We start from the raw sequence: 17,774 nt of genomic DNA, 5'->3' as shown, positions 1-17,774 counted from the left end.
CTCCTAGTTTTTTGGCGGTGGCGGAGCCAGTACTTCGCGGGCACCATTGTGCCCAGCCGCACTAACAACACCCGATGCTTCCATTGCATCTACCAGGTTTGCAGCCCGGTTATAGCCGATCTTGAATTTCCGCTGTACGGACGAAATAGACACCCTGCGGCCCTCGGTCACAAAGGCAACAGCCTCGTCATACAGGGCATCGCCCTCGCTGTCTCCGCCCCCCTCATTCAGGGTTGGAACGCCAGGCAGACTCTCACCCTCGGCACCATTGAGAACGTCATCCACGTACACCGGTTCGCCCCTGGCCTTCCAGGCACTGACGACGCGGTGCACTTCATCATCATCTACGAAGGCCCCGTGAACCCGAACCGGCAGTCCTGAGCCCGGCGGCAGGTAGAGCATGTCACCATGGCCGAGAAGTTGCTCGGCGCCGCCCTGGTCAAGAACAGTACGAGAATCAATCTTGGAGGACACCTGGAAAGACATCCGCGTCGGGATGTTCGCTTTGATCAAACCGGTGATAACGTCAACGGAAGGCCGTTGTGTCGCCAGCACCAGGTGAATACCGGCCGCCCTTGCCTTCTGGGCGATACGGGCAATCAATTCCTCCACCTTCTTGCCAACAATCATCATCATGTCAGCAAATTCGTCAATGACCACGACAATAAATGGCAGAGCTTCAAGTTCGGGACGTTCCTGCTCATCATTTGCCAGGAACTCGTCCGGTTTCCACAACGGATCCAACAGCGGCTCACCAGCCGCAGCCGCATCCTTCACTTTCCGGTTGTAGCCGGCAATATTACGGACACCAAGACTGGCCATCAGGCGGTAACGCCGCTCCATCTCAGCAACACACCACCGCAGCGCATTAGCCGCCTCTTTCATATCAGTGACGACCGGCGCGAGAAGATGCGGGATACCGTCATAGATGCTCAGCTCGAGCATCTTCGGGTCGACCATAATAAAGCGGACTTCCTCGGGGGTGGCTTTCAGCAACATGCTAAGAAGCATGGCATTCACGCCCACTGACTTACCGGACCCCGTGGTACCCGCCACAAGCAGATGCGGCATTTTTGCCAGATTGGCCACCATCGGGTTGCCACCAATGTCATTACCCAACGCCAGGGTGAGCGGAGACGATGATTCCTCAAAAACCCGCGCACCAAGGACTTCACTGAGCCGTACGATTTCCCGCTCCTCGTTGGGGATCTCGATACCGACGACCGATTTTCCGGGAATAACCTCAACGACACGGACGCTCAATACTGCAAGTGAGCGAGCCAGGTCCTTGGCCAGGTTGGATATCTTACTAACCTTCACCCCTGGCGCAGGCTTGATCTCAAACCGGGTGATAACGGGGCCTGGGTTCACTTCGACAACTTCCACCGATACCCCGAAGTCTGCCAGTTTTTCTTCTAGCAGCCGGGACATGTGCTCCAGCGATTCTTCAGAATAGCCCCTTTCCTTATGTTCCTCAGGAGGGTCAAGCAGTGACAGAGGCGGCAAGGTACTCTCAATATCCTCCAGCAACGAGGCCTGGTTACTGTCACCGGATTTCTTTGCCTTGCCCTGATCTTCTTTCTTGAAGGGGGATATCTTAAGAGATCGGGACGCTGGCTGAGGAGAAGCCTCTTGTGCAGGCTTCTTCTTAGCCGAGGGTTTCGGTGTCGCCGCCAATTCTTGGCCCCGTGAGCTGAAACTTTCCAGCTGAACCGGCTCGTCATCGACCTCAGGCAGGTCACCTTCCAGCCCGGGCTCCCTCCTCTCTTTGACTGGTTTTGGTTCCCCTTTGGATTTTCTGGAACCCAATCCGGGCAACTTTCGCCACCATGGCGACGGCGAGCCGCTGGTTTCAGCAGCACGGCCCTGTTTACCCATGACCCTCTCGCTGACGATAGGCGGTTCTGGCTTTGGCTTGGGCTCCGAATTCGCAGATTCGGCTTTTCGCTCGGATGCGTTGCTTACCATGCCCTTCAGAGCCAACCCAAACTTGAGGGTCAGCCCACCAACCTGGTCCATGAGCCAAAACCATGACAGACCAGTGGTGACGGTCAGCGCAAACAGGAAAATCGCGATCAGCAGCAGTGTGGTTGCCGGTAAATTGAAAAACCGCACCATGGCATCGGACACCGCAGTGCCAAGCACGCCACCGGATGATGCACCGAGGCCGAAAACGGAGTACAGCGACAACAGACTAGTCGCCGAGAGAAGGATCAGCAGGAAACCACCGAAACGAACCATGAACAGTGGCCAGTGCAAATCGAGAGAGTCGTTCCGCCGCCGGATCAACATGATGGCGTAACCGGCAATCATCACCGGGAACAGATACGCAACGTGACCAAAGAAATCCATGAACAGGCTCGCTAGCCACGCTCCGGTCCGCCCAGCCGAGTTATGAACACTGGTGTCATGCCCAATGCTGGCCCACCCTGGATCGGAGGGACTGAATGTCACAAGGGCCATGGACAGGTAGATGCACAGGGAAATCAGGCCGATGACTGCCCCTTCCCGTGCGCCTTGTGCGACCAGACGGCGGAAGCGTAACTGCTTCTCCGTCAGTTCCTTCGGTGCATTCTTCGCTTTTGCGGACTCTGCCATGAATACCTAGACGTTTCCGTTGCTCGAACTCTGAAGGGCTTCAAGCCCTCTGGCGAGATCGGTTTTCAGATCCTCAACTGCTTCGATGCCCACCGAAATCCGTATCAGGTTTTCGGTGATACCGGCAGCATCCTTATCTTCTGGGGACAGACGACCGTGAGTCGTCGTTGCCGGATGGGTTACGGTTGTTTTCACATCACCCAGGTTGGCAGTGATGGAAATCATCCGGGTAGCATCGATGAACCGCCACGCCTCGTCGCGACCACCTTTAACCCGAAACGACAACACGCCGCCGAACCCACTTTGCTGCGATTTAGCCAACGAGTGCTGTGGATGGGTTTCAAGCCCGGCATAAAAGACTTCTTCCACGTTGTCCTGCTGGTCCAGCCATAGCGCTAACTCTAACGCATTGTCACAGTGGGCGCGCATACGAATCGGTAACGTTTCCAGTCCCTTGAGGAACACCCAGGCATTGAACGGACTCATGGTCGGCCCTGCTGAACGCAGGAAACCATAGACCTCTTCCATCAGTTTGTTCGGCCCGACAACCACGCCACCGACACACCGCCCCTGGCCATCCAGATACTTCGTAGCGGAATGAATGACAATATCGGCACCAAACTCCAGAGGGCGCTGCAGTACCGGCGTACAGAAACAGTTATCGACCACGAAAAGGGCTTTGTTGGCCTTGGCCAGCGACGAGAGCGCCTTCATATCCGCCACTTCACAAAGCGGATTTGACGGCGTTTCTATGAACAGCATGCGGGTTTCCGGCCGTACAGCACGTTCCCATTGGTCCATATCGGTTAGACCAACAAACGTGGTCTCAACACCAAACTTTGCCAGGTATTTCTGGAACAGCACATTGGTGGTGCCGAAGACACCCCGGGAACATACCACATGGTCACCGGATTTCAGCAGTGCCATGCAGGTGCTGAGAATGGCGGCCATTCCCGATGCAGTCGCGACCGCTCTTTCACCACCTTCCATAGCCGCGATACGACCCTCGAAGGCCTGAACCGTTGGATTGGTGAAGCGTGAATAGATATTCCCCGGCTCTTCACCACCAAAACGCGCGGCTGCCTGGGCAGCACTGCCGTATACAAAGCTTGAGGTCGGAAAAATCGGATCACTGTGCTCGAGTTGCCCCGTGCGAATCTGCCCTGCCCTAACCGCCAGGGTATCCACCGTCATACCGTCCAGATCCGACTCGGGAATCCAGACATTTTCTTCTCGGCGGTTAGTCATGGTCTACTCCTGTGGTTCTGCAGGCCGTATCAGGCTTCATCGTTATGCAGGTCGATAATTCCGTTATCACTGGAATTGCCGCCATTCTGCTTCGACCGCTTTTCGTCGTTCCTGGCGTCCTCAAGGCGATCCAGGTAGGCGCGATCGACATCCCCGGTCACGTAGTTACCGGTAAACACCGAGCATTCCCAGCCTTCAATATCCTCGTTAACGTCATTGACACAGGTAATCAGATCGTCAAGGTCCTGGTACAGCAACCAGTCGGCGCCGATCTGATCCCTGATTTCCTCGACCGTGCGATCATGAGCGATAAGCTCGCTCGCAGAAGGCATATCGATACCGTACACGTTGGGATAGCGGACGGGGGGAGCCGCTGAGGCAAAATACACATTACGGGCGCCCGCGTCCCTTGCCATCTGAACAATCTCTTTACAGGTTGTACCGCGGACTATGGAATCATCAACCAGCATGACGTTCTTGTCCTTGAACTCCAGATCAATGGGGTTCAGCTTCTGGCGGACCGATTTCTTGCGCATTTTCTGGCCGGGCATGATGAACGTTCGGCCGATGTAGCGGTTTTTAATGAAACCCTCGCGAAACTTGACGCCCAACCGATGCGCCATTTGCATAGCCGAGGTTCGGCTGGTGTCCGGAATGGGCATCACCACATCGATATCATGGTCCGGGAAGTCACGAAGGACCTTGTCGGCCAGGGTCTCACCCATCCGCAGTCGCGCCTTATATACCGACACCTTGTCGATAATGGAATCCGGCCGGGCAAAATAGACATGCTCAAAAATACACGGATAAAGATGCGGGTTTTCGGCACACTGGCGGGTGTATATCGTGCCATCCGTCTCAATGTAGACGGCTTCGCCGGGTGCAATATCACGAACCAGCGTAAATCCTGCCGCATTGAGAGCCACGCTTTCAGAGGCGATCATGTATTCCTTGCGACCACCCTCACCTTCTTTCACACCGTAGCAGGCGGGGCGAATACCGTTGGGATCACGAAAACCGACAATGCCATAGCCAGTGACCATCGCAATAACCGCATAGGCACCACGGCAGCGCTTGTGCACGGCCTGAACCGCTGAAAAGATTTCTTCCTGCGTCGGGTTCAGCTTGCCCTGCTTTTGCAACTCGTGGGCAAACACGTTGAGCAGGACTTCGGAATCGGAGTTGGTGTTGATGTGGCGTAGGTCGGTGCGAAACAGATCCTTGCTGAGCTCGTCGGCGTTGGTCAGGTTTCCATTGTGCGCCAGCGTAATGCCATAAGGGCTGTTGACGTAGAAGGGCTGGGCCTCGGCTGAACTTGATGAACCGGCGGTCGGGTAACGCACATGACCAATACCGACATTACCAACCAGGCGGCGCATATGACGGGTATGGAAAACATCCCGCACCAGCCCGTTGTCTTTTCGCAGAAAGAAACGATCATCCTGAAATGTCACAATGCCCGCTGCATCCTGGCCCCGGTGCTGAAGAACGGTCAACGCATCATAAAGCAGCTGATTAACGTTGGATGTACTGACGATGCCGACAATGCCACACATGGATACGGTTTTCTCCGAGTGTTAAAACTGAATGTTAGCTGGACGTGGACGCCGGTTCCACGCCTTCCTGCTCTGCTTGGCTTTCTGGTGCACCATTGCCCTCCGAAGCAGGGCCCAGAAAACGGGCGAACTCATCGCCCAGGGTACGTCGAGACCAGTCCTCGACGACTGCGAGCCGATTGATCATCAGCGACTCTCGCCACCAGGTGTCCTGTGCCAGCGGCGTATACCGGGTGAATGCGATGGCAACGATCACCACCACAACGCCCCTTAATAATCCGAATCCCATTCCGAGCACGCGATCTGTCGCAGATAGTCCGGTTGCCCTGACAAGATGCCCGATCATATTGTTGATGATGGCACCAACAATCAATGTACCGAAAAACAGGATTGCAAAAGCTGCGATCAACCTGACCAGAGGTGTCTCAACGGTGCTTTCAAGTAGGGTTTGCATCTGCGGATGAAAGGTACGCGCCAGGATGAACGCGCCCACCCAGGTCACCAGAGAAAGCGCTTCTCTGACGAACCCCCGTTTCAGGCTGATGAGGGTGGAAACTGTTATCAGGGTGATGATGACCCAGTCAATCCAGATCAGCGCTTCCATGAGGAACCCGGTGCAAAAAAGGAAGCGCGAATTCTATCAGGAATCGAAGCTTCACCAAACTGCCTCGTACCGATAAACGTGCGGAAAACGTTATTTATCGCCGGTTGTCACCAAACTGTTCAAGCCAAACGCGGTATCCAGTACCTTTTTGGCGGATTCCGCGTCACCCTTGCTGGCAAAAGGCCCGCTGAAGACACGGGTCAGCACGGAATCACCTCGTTCGACTTGCTGGAGATGGGCTCCATATCCCTTTTCTCGGACGCCATCGCGAAGGCGCTTCGCATTGTCGGAATTACCAAAACTGCCCAATTGTACTACCCAAGCCCCCTCAAGGGATCGGGTATATTCCTTGGGTTTGACGGCTGGATCTTGCTGAGGCTCCGCCTCTTTCTCGACGACTTCGGGTGGAGGCGTAGTCTTTGCGGTGGTGTCTGAAGTGGACGGCTGAGGCGCAGGCTCCGAATCAGTCTCTTCGACCAACCGGTAACCGGGGGCATCGTCAGAGGTGTCCTGCGGAGCCGGAGAGTCGACGGCACCAGCGCTCGCACTGGCACTGGACTCTTCATAATCCGGAGGAGTTACTGCCCTGGACTCAGGCGCTGTTACTTCAGGGAACGGCGGTTCTTCCGGGATTTTGATGGTCGTCGAGGTGCGTTCTGAGTGTGGTTCGTCGAACACCATGGGTACAAAGATAACCGCGAGCGAAACAAGAACCAACGCTCCGATGATCCTTTGCTTTAATCCATCCACCTTTCACGACCCCCGTATTGGAACTTCCGCCTAGCGTGATTTCACGACGATATTAACCGCCACTTACCAATAACTCAAAGGCCGGAGCCTGCCATGGACAAACTTTAAGTTCTGCTTGCACCCAGCGAAGCCCTAGCCTTGGCAACCGTAAAAAACGAACCGAAAACAATCACCAGATCCTGGTTAACGGCATCTTCCCGCACTCTGGACAGCGCCGACGGCACATCCTCAGAGACATCAGCTCCGGCATCGACAACGCTGGAAAACCGCCGCAAGAGCTCACGGCCGGTCAACCCGCGAGGAACGTCAAGGCCAGCAAGGTACCAATGGTCGACGACCTTCGACATGGCCCGCACAACGCCCTCAACGTCCTTATCACCCAGTGCCGCGTAGACGGCACGAACCTTTGCGCCATCCTTGTGCAGTGAGGCCAGCCGCCCGGACAGCCATTCAGCCGCATGGGGGTTGTGACCCACATCGACGTAGATAGCCGGTTTTTCAGCAAGGCGCTCTAACCGTCCAGGTACCGCAAGCCCTCTTAATACATTCTCGATCATAGAAACCGGCAGACCGGGCTGGAGCTGACGAACAGCGACGACAGCCGCAGCCACGCTATTCACCGGCAGCGGTCCCTCCGGAAGCTCTATGCGTTCGTCACCGTAAATCAGACGCACCGCTCCGAACCGCAGGGGATGATCACCGCCCTCATCGCCCGGTTTAACGACCGTATAGTCTCGCCCTGCCAGAGCCAACGCGACCTTCTGGGCCTGGACCTGCTGCAGGACGGAGCGGGGCGGATCCGGCTCCGCATATACCGCCGAAATTCCCGGCCTCAGCACACCGGCCTTTTCAAACCCGATGACTTCCCTGTCATTACCAAGGAAAGCGACGTGGTCAATGTCGACCGATGTGAGAATGGCAAAATCCGCATCCATCACATTCACGGCATCCAGTCGGCCACCAAGCCCCACCTCAAGAATCCAGTCATCCACACCCGAATCGGCAAAAACAACAAAGGCTGCAAGGGTTCCGAACTCGAAGTAGGTCAATGAGACGCTCTTTCTTGCGGCTTCAACCCGCTCAAACGCGCTGACCAATGCCTCGTCATCAACATCAACACCGTTAACCCGGACCCGCTCATTGTAGTCCTGCAGGTGCGGTGAGGTGTAAGCGCCGGTCGTACGCCCATCAGCAAGTAACAGAGCCTCGAGCGCGGCAACGCAACTGCCTTTGCCATTGGTACCAGCCACAGTGATGATTCGAGCCGCCGGCTTGCGTGGAAAAAGGCGCCTCAGGACCACCAGAACGCGGTCGAGCCCGAGATCGATTTCCGTGGGATGTATTGCTTCCAGATAAGACAGCCACTTGTCTAAAGAGGCATTTGCCCCCGGCGGCGCCGGGGGCCTTGCAGAGGTGCTACTCGGTGGGGGCATCAGCATCCGATTTTTCAGTCACTTCAAATTCAATGGGCTCTTCCGTACCCGGACGCTCGTCGCCTGTGAACTTGGCCAGGAGGTGGGCGATCCGCTCACGCATCTGGTGGCGGTGAAGAATCATATCGATCGCGCCATGCTCCAGCAGGAATTCACTGCGCTGGAAACCCTCAGGGAGTTTCTCTCGAACCGTTTGCTCAATAACCCGGGGACCGGCAAAACCGATCAGCGCATTTGGCTCCGCAATATTCAGATCACCCAACATGGCCAAACTGGCGGATACCCCGCCGAATACCGGATCGGTCATCACCGAAATATAGGGAATGCCTTCTTGCTTCATCCGCTCAAGAACGGCAGCCGTCTTGGACATCTGCATCAGTGAGAGAATCGCTTCCTGCATCCGGGCGCCCCCACTGGCAGAAAAGCAAACCAGCGGGATACGATTCTCCAGCGCCACATTGGCCGCCTGGACGAATTTTTCGCCCACTACCTGTCCCATGGAACCGCCGAGGAAGTTGAACTCAAACGCGCACGCAACCAGGGGTACACCAAGCGTGGTTCCCTTCATTGCCAACAGGGCATCTTTCTCTCCGGTCGCCTTCTGAGCCTGAGACAGACGATCCTTGTACCGCTTGCTGTCCTTGAACTTCAAGCGATCCCAGGGCTCCAGCTCTGCGGCAATTTCCTCGCGGCCATCCGGGTCCAGGAATACATCGAGACGGCGGCGCGCACTGACCCTGAGGTGATGATTGCACTTTGGACAAACATCCAGGTTCTTCTCAAGTTCCGGCTTGTAGAGAAAGGCGCCGCATTTTGGGCATTTTTTCCACAAACCTTCGGGGACGCCAGTTCTCTGCTTGGATTCCGAGCGGATCTTGCTCGGCATTATCTTGTCCAGCCAGTTACTCATGATCTCATCCTGTCCTTTGATGCCTGCAAGCCTGGCGCCCCTCTCAGGAAGCCAGGCTATCCAGTGCCTCACGCATTGGGTGGAGCAGATCCGTCAGGGCCCGTTTAAGCTGGTCGGTATCTGCTTGATTTCTGGCTATTGTATCGACCAGCACACTACCAACAATTACACCATCGGATACCCGCCCGACCGCGGCAGCGGTTTCAGCATCACGAATGCCAAACCCGACGCCGACCGGAAGCGCAGTCAAGGCGTGAATATGCCCGACTTTTTCCGCAACTTCCTCGACGTTTATCTTGGCAGCTCCGGTCACGCCCTTGAATGAAACATAGTACACATAACCGGAGGAGTGCTCGCTGATCGCACTAATACGATCGTCGGTGGTGGTCGGCGCAAGCAGGAATATCGGGTCGAGATTCCGGGCCGAAAACAGCGGCGCGACGTCTTCCGCTTCTTCCGGTGGCAGATCAACGGTCAGAATGCCGTCGACTCCAGCGTCAGCCGCTGCATCGGCAAACGCCTCATAGCCCATAGCCTCCATGGGGTTCAGATAGCCCATCAGCACGACCGGCGTCTCGTTGTCGGTCTTCCGGAACTCCTTGACCATCGCAATGACCTGTCTCAAGGACGTACCGTGAGACAAAGCGCGCTCACAAGCCTGGGCAATGACCGGCCCATCAGCCATCGGGTCCGAAAAAGGGACACCCAGCTCAATGATATCCGCACCTGCCGATACCAGAGTATGCATCAACTCGACGGTTCGATCCGGGTGCGGATCCCCGGCTGTGATGTACGGAATAAGGGCCTTTCTTCCCTGCCCCTTAAGGGTTTGCAGAACCTGTTCAATCCGGCTCATGCCTGCTCCTGTCTCTATAATCAGATCTCAATGCCATCAAGCTGAGCGATGGTATGGATGTCTTTGTCACCACGACCCGACACGTTGATCACAACCATTTGATCCTTGTCCATGCCAGCGGCAAGCTTCAGAGCATAAGCCACAGCGTGGGAGGACTCCAGCGCCGGCATAATGCCTTCAACACGGGTCAGGGTTCGGAAGCCGTCGAGTGCTTCTTCGTCGGTCACGGACACATAGTTCGCCCGGCCAACATCCTTGAGCCACGAGTGTTCCGGCCCTACGCCAGGATAATCAAGCCCGGCACTGACCGAATGCGTGCCGGCAATCTGGCCGTTCTCGTCTTCCATCAGGTAGGTGCGGTTGCCGTGCAGCACGCCAGGACGCCCGGCACACAGCGGTGCGGCATGCTGCCCGCTTTCGATACCCAGTCCACCCGCCTCGACACCGTACAACTCCACGGATTCGTCGGTCAGGAACGGATAAAACATACCAATGGCATTGGAACCGCCACCGACACAGGCGACCAAGGCATCAGGAAGCTTGCCAGCCTGGTCCAGCGATTGCTGACGGGTTTCACGTCCAATCACTGCCTGAAAATCACGAACCAGCAGCGGGTATGGGTGTGGGCCTGCAACGGTGCCAATGATGTAAAAGGTGTCATCAACGTTCGATACCCAGTCCCGCATGGCATCGTTCATAGCATCCTTGAGTGTTCGTGTACCGCTCTCAACTGCGTGAACCTGAGCGCCTAGCAACTTCATACGATAAACGTTCAACGCCTGACGCTGAACGTCCTCTGCGCCCATGAATACATGGCATTCCAGACCCAGGCGGGCACAGACCGTTGCCGTAGCAACACCGTGCTGGCCGGCACCCGTCTCGGCGATGATGCGTTTCTTGCCGAGGAACGCGGCAAGCAATGCCTGCCCAATGGTATTGTTTACCTTGTGGGCACCGGTGTGGTTGAGGTCTTCCCGTTTAAGCCAAATCTGGGCGCCACCGGTTTCCCGCGTCAGGCGCTCAGCAAAATAAAGCGGGCTCGGGCGACCGACGTAATGAGCAAGATCCTTGTCAAATGCTGCCTGAAAATCGGGATCTTCCTTCAGACGAAGATATTCTCGCTCAAGCGTCATCAGGGAATCCATCAGGGTCTCAGAGACAAAACGCCCCCCGAATACACCAAAGTGACCCCGGTTGTCCGGAAGCGCACTCAGCATTTCTTTAGTCAGTTTTACAGACACGGTGAACCTCTTTAATGAACTCAGATATTTTAGCGATGTCCTTGATACCTTTGCCTTTTTCAACACCCCCGCTGACATCGACAGCCCACGGTTTGACCTGCTCAACGGCGCCGGACACGTTATCAGAAGTCAATCCACCGGCCAATATAAGCGGCATCGGGCGCCGTTCGGGAATCAGCTGCCAGTTGAAGGACTGGCCCGTCCCTCCATAGCGCTCGGGGTCCCAGGCATCCACCAGCAACCCTGCACCCTCTCGGTACTCCTCGAATGCCTGCTCAATCTGGCCTGGCTTTCGAACACGGATGGCCTTAATCCAGCGGCGGCCAAAACTGCCGCAGTACTCGGGCGATTCATCACCGTGAAACTGCAACAGATCCAGCGGGACGCGCTCGAGGACCGCTTCTACTTCGTGCGGTTCCGGATTAACAAACAAGCCCACCAAGGAGACAAACGCCGGCACCCTCCGGGCCAAAACCGTTGCCTGTTCGATCGTCACCGCCCGTGGGCTAGGCGAATAGAACACCAGACCGATCGCATCAGCCCCGGCAGCAACGGCACCATCGATATCTTCCGTGCGGGTGAGACCGCAGATTTTGACCCTGCTTTTCACGATTGCTGCATCGGCTCTTTTGGATGAATGTGGGTTGGCGGAATTGGCGCATTCTCCGAATCGCAGAACCAGGGTCGCAGGAATCCTGGCCCACAGGCAGCATCGGGCACGCCACACCACGCCGGATAGCCAACATCGACCAGATACAGGCCGTGTGGCGGCGCCGTCACACCAGCGACTGTCCGATCCCTTTGCGCCAGTATCTCACGAATCCATTCCGGAGGCTGCTGCCCTGCGCCTACCGACATCAGCGCGCCGGCGATGTTTCTGACCATATGGTGAAGAAAGGCATTGGCCTGCACATCTATTACGACGTAATCGCCTTTTCGGGTTACCGAAATCTGCTCCATGAAGCGAACAGGCGTACGTGACTGACACCCTGCCGCACGGAAAGACGAGAAATCATGTTCACCAACCAGGGCCTGGGCCGCCTGGTTCATCCGATCCGCATCCAATGGGCGAAACGTCCAGCTAACCTGCCCCCGCTGAATTCCGGGACGGACCGCATGATTGTAGATGACGTAGCGATACCGTCGGTATACCGCTGAGAACCGCGCGTGGAAATCATCCGATCCATTTCCTGCCCAATGCACTGCGATATCACCTGGTAGAGAGGTATTGATGCCCATAACCCAGGAACGAAGATTCCGAATGGAGGCTGTCTCAAAATGAGCGATCTGATAACTGGCATGCACACCGGCATCGGTGCGACCTGCGCACACCAGCTCCACCGGATGGTTGGCGACTTTGGCAACAGCTTTGGCGAGATCACCCTCGACTGACCTGACACCGGACTTTTGAAACTGCCAGCCATGAAAACCACGGCCGTCGTACTCGAAGGCCAGAACAACACGCCCGCCGCCAATGTTGATATCGGATGTCAGATGCTGAGGTTGAAGAAACAATTGCGATTCCGTCTTGCAAAAAACAAAGCGCCGGCACAAACCGGGTTTGATACCGGTCGCCGGCGCTTTAGCCTGATTGCCCTGATTATAACGAATCAGGACAGATTTTTAAGGAGTTCCTGAGCTTCCGCTTTTTGCTCCTCTGTGCCTTCGAGTGCGACTTCCTCAAGAATGTCACGGGCTCCGTCACTGTCACCCATCTCGATGTAGGCCCTGGCCAGATCAAGCTTGGTGGCTGCTTCATCCGTTCCCGCCAGGAAATCAAAGTCATCATCTTCGCCAAGATCGCTCTCATCGAGATCAAGGCTGGATGGACCAGCCGCAGGCTCAACCGATTCAGAAGCAACAGGCACATCCTCACCGGCTTCAGGCTTCTCTTCGGCTTCGGGCTCTTCGATAGCCTGATCCAAATCACCCAGATCCGGAACTTCACCACTATCCAAGTCGTCGGACTCGGTGTCACCCGCCTCTTCCTCAGGCGCCTCCAGCGCGTCTTCGAGTCCAAGCTCTTCATCCAGTGCCGGAGTTTCTTCCTCGGAGGCCGGGCTTTCGGGCTCGGAAAATTCCTCCATCAGGGCCAGATCCTCGTCAGAAACATCCAGTTCCAGATCCTCGAGTGTTGAGTCGTCCGCATCTGCCGCGCCAAGATCTTCATCTTCGCCAGCAACTTTATCCAACTCTGCATCCAGCTCATCGAGGAAGGATTCATCGAGAGATTCCATATCGCCTTCGGAGGAAAGATCTCCAAGGCCGAGATCCTCACCTTCAGTTCCGGCGGACTCTTCCTCGACGGAAGCCTCCTCGCCAAGCTCTCCCACATCGAGGTCGCTCTCGTCAATCTCGAGCTCGAAACCGGAATCCGCACCTTCATCAAGATCGACGTCAGAAAGATCAGACGTCAGATCGTCGAGATTGTCCTCGGACGATTCTTCAAGGGACGTATCCTCCAGGGACTCTCCGAGGTCCAAGCCAAGATCCTCAGCGGTGTCAGCATCCGCGCTCTCGCTACCGCCTTCTTCGGTCTCCAAAGACTCTTCGAGATCGATATTGAAATCACCGAAATCGGATTCGCCTTCGCCCTCGACAGCGAGCTGATCCTCGCCGGTCACGTCGGTTTCATCCGTATCGAGGGAGATATCAGACAGATCGTATTCGATCGGTGAATCCTGATCAGAGCCTTCGAGCTTTTCGTCTTCGCTGGGTGCAGAAGCCTCAGAGGCTGACTCATCACTCAAATCAAAATCGGTGAGATCAGAATCCAGGTCGCCGAACTCATTCTCGGCCGGACCCTCGTCACTGGATTCAAACTGATCAGCAAGGAGCTCCTCCGAACTCGGCTCACTTTCTTCGGTAACGTCGTGAGATGCGTTGAACGAGTCGGACCGCAGCTCGGACTCCAGGTCGTCAATGCTCGGCATGGACTCAGCTTCTTCAAGGCGACCTTTCAACTCGGCGGCCTGAGCCAGTGCGTCTTCGTCGTCCAGCGCTTCAACTTCACCGAACTGCTTTTCAAACGACGCGCGATCCTGCGAGTCCGCATACACAGCCAGCAGCTTCAGGCGAAGATCGGTACGGCTGGGCTCACGAGAGATGGCACTCTCCAGGGTTTGCGCAGCCTGGTCGTGTCGGCCGTAAGCAATGTAGGCATCCGCTTCTGAGATGGCATCCGAGGCGCTGGCGCCCTCTTCCGCTTCATCATCGAGGCCAAGATCCAGCTCTTCAGAACCTTCATCCGATTCGGCATTCAGCTCTTCGTAAAACTTCTGTTCGCGGTTCGCATTGCGGCGCGCAACCAACAGCAGCAGCAACAGCAGAACAATCAGCCCGCCGCCGAGAGCAATCTGATACAACGGATTGCCCATGATCATGTCAATAACGTTACCGGGGAAGCTCTTCTCGGCGGCTGGCGCCTGAGGAGCAGGCTTGGGCGCCGGTTGGGATTGCTCCGTCGTTGGCTGCGCTTGGGACTGGGCAGACTCAGTCACGGCTGCAGGTTCTTCAGCTTCCGCGACAGGCTCTTCCATGGTCTCAGGTTCAGCAGAGACCTGATCCATGCCTCCTTCCTCTGAATCCACTGCGGCCATGTCATCGCCAGCCATATCCGCAGACGACTCCTCGGCGACCATCCCGGATTCCGCGCCCACCTCAGCGCCAGGCTGAGCCTCTTCGGCAGTGCCTTCCATCGCAGCATCGTCTTGTGCAGCATCAGCCCCGGCCGCCATCGCGGTATCACCGGTTGCTTCTTCAATAGCGGCATCAGCCGGCACACCAGAGGCGTCGTCACCCATGCCAGCGTCAGGACCATCTTCGGCCATTGCTGCACCGCCATCTGCGGTATCCGCAGCAGGCATTTCTTCGGTCTCAGCGCCCCGCTGTTGCATCTCAGCCAACTGGCTGTTCTTCAACTCAAGCAAACGTTGCAAGGTTTCGACCTGATCCTGGAGGTCTTCAACCCGGCCGCTTAGCTCTTCGTTTTCCCGGCGAGCACTGTCGAGCTCTTCCATGGCAACGGCGGATCCGGCATCAACACCACCGGCGATATCGCTATCTCCACCAGCTGAGCCGGAGTCAGCCGACATGTCAGACTCTGAATCGGCAACCAGCAACTTGAGCTCATCACCACCGCCAGACGTCTCAGCGGGAGCGGAGGCCTGGGATTCGGCAGAAACGGAAGGCGTTGCATCAACGGTGCGTTTCGGGGACTGAAATTCTTCGTTCTGGGCGGTAACCGCACGGGTTGCTTGCGCGCGGGTCCGGGACTGGATCTGATCGATCGACGGAATCCGAAGAACCTCGCCACGCTTCAGACGATTGATATTGCCGCCAATGAACGCGTTCGGGTTGAGGTCCTGGAGCGCAAGCATCACCTGCTGCATGGACACGCTGTCGTTCGGGCGAACGCGAGAGGCAATGGTCCAGAGCGTGTCTGAGGGCCCCGTCGGGCCAAAGGTATCAGCCTGATATCCACGACCGAGGCTTTGCTCGGCTTCAGCCTGACGACGAACCGACTCGACATTCCGCGCAGGTTCACGCTGACTGGTTGTAGACGCAGGAGTAGAAGCTGGCGCCGCCGCTGGAGCGGAGACCGTTTCCTGGACACCGGATTCTTCAGCGTACACGGGCGGATCAACCAGAACGGCGTACTCCCGCATTAACCGGCCGCTCGGCCAGGTCAATTCCAGCAGGAAATTGAGGTACGGCTCCCGCAGCGGTTCGCGGGACGAAATATTAACGATCAGACTGCCATCGTTACCAGTAATAACCTGAAACCGGAGCTTGCTCAGGAAAAGGTTGCGATCAAGGCCCACCCTTTCATAAGCCGCTTCAGGGGCAACGTTAACAAACACATCGTTGGGATTGACGCCACGGCTCTGCGGCAAAACGATTTGCGCGTCCAATGGCTCATTCAGATATGACTGAAGTTCGATTTCCCCCAGCCCCAGGGCCTGTGCGACGCCGGAACCCAGCCCTCCCGCCAGAGCCAGTGCAACCGCAAGCTTGCGTACCTTCATGCTTCTTCCTTTCCAGTCTCCGTTGTTCATTGCTGCTATCTCTTGAGCAGACATCGGACGAGGTTGGATGACTTCCGTCTAATTCATTCTAGTTATTGTGTCATGTTCTAAACATGGGATTGGGCAAGTATTGTTGATAATGCCCGCTTTATCAATCAATCAGCCGCAATCCTTGAACCAATTTTTTATCTATCCACCGGAATTTCCTAGTGGTCTTGAAAATAACAGGGGCGAAGACCGAAATCAGCCTTCGCCCCTCGCCGGCGTTATGAAAACCGGACACAGTTGGCATTAATTACCCCTGTGTAACAATTTTTAACGCTCTTGAAGGATCCGCAGCATGCGCCGTAGCGGTTCTGCAGCCCCCCACAGCAACTGGTCACCCACCGTAAACGCGGAAATGTATTCCGGCCCCATGGCGAGTTTCCGAATGCGGCCGATCGGAACGCTCAACGTGCCGGTAACCTTGGCCGGTGTCAGCTCTTCCATGGTCGCATCGCGATCATTCGGAATCACCTTGACCCAGTCATTGGCCTTGGCAAGGATAGCCTCGATTTCCGAGACCGGCAGATCCTTCTTGAGCTTGATGGTCAGCGCCTGGCTGTGAGAGCGCATAGCACCGATACGCACGCAGATGCCGTCGATGGGAATCGGATTGTCGCTACGACCAAGGATTTTGTTGGTCTCAACACCCGCCTTCCACTCTTCCTTACTCATACCGTTATCAAGCTGCTTATCGATGAACGGAATCAGACTGCCCGCGAGAGGAACACCAAAGTGCTCGGTCGGGAAACTGCTGCCGCGCATGGTGTCAGTTACCTTGCGGTCAATTTCCAGAATGGCCGAGGACGGATCTTCCAGTTCGGACTTCACGGAATCGCGCAGATCGCCCATCTGATTGAGCAGTTCGCGCATATTCTGGGCACCGGAACCCGATGCCGCCTGGTAGGTCATTGGTGAAACCCACTCAATGAGATTCTGCTCCAGCAGACCACCCAGGGCCAACATCATCAAACTGACCGTGCAGTTACCGCCGATATAGTCCTTTACGCCCTTGTCCAGCGCCGCATCGATAACGTTGCGGTTTACCGGATCCAGCACGATCACAGAATGATCGACCATACGCAGGGTGGACGCGGCATCAATCCAATAGCCGTCCCAACCCGCATCACGCAATGGCTGATAAACCTTGGACGTGTAATCGCCACCTTGGCAGGTCACGATGACATCCATGGTTTTCAGTGTGTCGATATCGAAAGCGTCCTGCAGAGGAGGAACACCGTCCTTACCAACGTCCGGCGCAGGCTTCCCTGTTTGGGAAGTTGAGAAAAACACCGGATCGATATCGGCAAAATCGTTTTCGTCACGCATGCGTTGCATGAGGACTGAGCCTACCATGCCACGCCAACCTACAAGTCCAACTCGCTTCATGTGCGACCTTTGAACCTCGTTTTATGCCCGCCCGCTACCGTTATCGCTGGCAGGGACAGGATGGATGATCCCGCGGCAACAGCATGTTGTTGCCGTCGGGTTCTCAATTTAATTGGATCT

Annotated in this window: 13 protein-coding genes; all 13 read right to left on the bottom strand. The window is 56.2% G+C overall.

The annotated features are described in order from the left end of the window. Positions 1-3: 3 nt before the first annotated feature. The 13 genes from D777_RS18225 to asd all read right to left on the bottom strand — a co-directional run bounded on the left by D777_RS18225 (position 4) and on the right by asd (position 17,654). The gene (locus D777_RS18225; RefSeq protein ID WP_036128882.1) at positions 4-2,598 is read right to left on the bottom strand and encodes a DNA translocase FtsK; all 2,595 of its coding nucleotides are present in this window, start codon (positions 2,596-2,598) and stop codon (positions 4-6) included. Positions 2,599-2,604: 6 nt separating this feature from the next. Then, positions 2,605-3,846 carry an O-succinylhomoserine sulfhydrylase gene (locus D777_RS03845; protein ID WP_036128880.1) on the bottom strand — a complete coding sequence of 414 codons (1,242 nt, stop codon included), beginning with the start codon at positions 3,844-3,846 and terminating at the stop codon, positions 2,605-2,607. Positions 3,847-3,875: 29 nt separating this feature from the next. After that, on the bottom strand, positions 3,876-5,402 hold the full coding sequence (gene purF / locus D777_RS03840) for an amidophosphoribosyltransferase (protein WP_036128879.1): 1,527 nt from the start codon (positions 5,400-5,402) through the stop codon (positions 3,876-3,878). Between the two features lie 34 nt (positions 5,403-5,436). Next, on the bottom strand, positions 5,437-6,006 hold the full coding sequence (locus tag D777_RS03835) for a CvpA family protein (protein WP_036128878.1): 570 nt from the start codon (positions 6,004-6,006) through the stop codon (positions 5,437-5,439). Positions 6,007-6,096: 90 nt separating this feature from the next. Further along, positions 6,097-6,756 carry an SPOR domain-containing protein gene (locus tag D777_RS03830; RefSeq protein ID WP_036128877.1) on the bottom strand — a complete coding sequence of 220 codons (660 nt, stop codon included), beginning with the start codon at positions 6,754-6,756 and terminating at the stop codon, positions 6,097-6,099. A 104-nt stretch (positions 6,757-6,860) separates the two neighbouring features. Further along, positions 6,861-8,189 carry a bifunctional tetrahydrofolate synthase/dihydrofolate synthase gene (folC, locus tag D777_RS03825; protein WP_036129585.1) on the bottom strand — a complete coding sequence of 443 codons (1,329 nt, stop codon included), beginning with the start codon at positions 8,187-8,189 and terminating at the stop codon, positions 6,861-6,863. Further along, positions 8,173-9,099, bottom strand: a complete 927-nt coding sequence (accD, locus tag D777_RS03820) for an acetyl-CoA carboxylase, carboxyltransferase subunit beta (protein ID WP_036128875.1) — start codon at positions 9,097-9,099, stop codon at positions 8,173-8,175. Before accD ends, folC begins: the two co-directional genes overlap by 17 nt. Positions 9,100-9,142: 43 nt before the next feature. Continuing rightward, positions 9,143-9,955, bottom strand: coding sequence for a tryptophan synthase subunit alpha (trpA, locus tag D777_RS03815; RefSeq protein ID WP_036128874.1), 813 nt, complete (start codon positions 9,953-9,955; stop codon positions 9,143-9,145). A gap of 20 nt (positions 9,956-9,975) precedes the next feature. Next, complete coding sequence (trpB, locus tag D777_RS03810) at positions 9,976-11,184, bottom strand: tryptophan synthase subunit beta (RefSeq protein ID WP_406564761.1); 1,209 nt, start codon at positions 11,182-11,184, stop codon at positions 9,976-9,978. Next, positions 11,177-11,806 (bottom strand): phosphoribosylanthranilate isomerase, encoded by a 630-nt coding sequence (locus D777_RS03805; protein ID WP_036128870.1) that lies wholly within the window; start codon positions 11,804-11,806, stop codon positions 11,177-11,179. The genes trpB and D777_RS03805 overlap by 8 nt, the downstream gene beginning before the upstream one ends. Beyond that, a complete protein-coding gene (truA, locus tag D777_RS03800) occupies positions 11,803-12,711 on the bottom strand; it encodes a tRNA pseudouridine(38-40) synthase TruA (protein WP_036128869.1) in 909 nt (302 codons plus the stop codon). Before truA ends, D777_RS03805 begins: the two co-directional genes overlap by 4 nt. Before the next feature lie 95 nt (positions 12,712-12,806). After that, on the bottom strand, positions 12,807-16,223 hold the full coding sequence (locus D777_RS03795; RefSeq protein ID WP_036128867.1) for a FimV/HubP family polar landmark protein: 3,417 nt from the start codon (positions 16,221-16,223) through the stop codon (positions 12,807-12,809). A 315-nt stretch (positions 16,224-16,538) separates the two neighbouring features. Then, positions 16,539-17,654 carry an aspartate-semialdehyde dehydrogenase gene (gene asd, locus D777_RS03790; RefSeq protein ID WP_036128865.1) on the bottom strand — a complete coding sequence of 372 codons (1,116 nt, stop codon included), beginning with the start codon at positions 17,652-17,654 and terminating at the stop codon, positions 16,539-16,541. Between the last annotated feature and the right edge of the window lie 120 nt (positions 17,655-17,774).

The sequence above is a fragment of the Marinobacter nitratireducens genome (assembly GCF_000708045.1).
Lineage (GTDB): Bacteria > Pseudomonadota > Gammaproteobacteria > Pseudomonadales > Oleiphilaceae > Marinobacter > Marinobacter nitratireducens.
Note: the sequence above shows the minus strand (reverse complement) of the source record. Positions and strands in the feature narration are given on the sequence as shown.

Coding starts and splice junctions, on each gene's coding strand:
- D777_RS18225 (WP_036128882.1), bottom strand. CDS start 2,598: ATGGCAGAGTCCGCAAAAGCGAAGAATGCACCGAAGGAACTGACGGAG.
- D777_RS03845 (WP_036128880.1), bottom strand. CDS start 3,846: ATGACTAACCGCCGAGAAGAAAATGTCTGGATTCCCGAGTCGGATCTG.
- purF (WP_036128879.1), bottom strand. CDS start 5,402: ATGTGTGGCATTGTCGGCATCGTCAGTACATCCAACGTTAATCAGCTG.
- D777_RS03835 (WP_036128878.1), bottom strand. CDS start 6,006: ATGGAAGCGCTGATCTGGATTGACTGGGTCATCATCACCCTGATAACA.
- folC (WP_036129585.1), bottom strand. CDS start 8,189: ATGCCCCCACCGAGTAGCACCTCTGCAAGGCCCCCGGCGCCGCCGGGG.
- accD (WP_036128875.1), bottom strand. CDS start 9,099: ATGAGTAACTGGCTGGACAAGATAATGCCGAGCAAGATCCGCTCGGAA.
- trpA (WP_036128874.1), bottom strand. CDS start 9,955: ATGAGCCGGATTGAACAGGTTCTGCAAACCCTTAAGGGGCAGGGAAGA.
- D777_RS03795 (WP_036128867.1), bottom strand. CDS start 16,223: ATGAAGGTACGCAAGCTTGCGGTTGCACTGGCTCTGGCGGGAGGGCTG.
- asd (WP_036128865.1), bottom strand. CDS start 17,654: ATGAAGCGAGTTGGACTTGTAGGTTGGCGTGGCATGGTAGGCTCAGTC.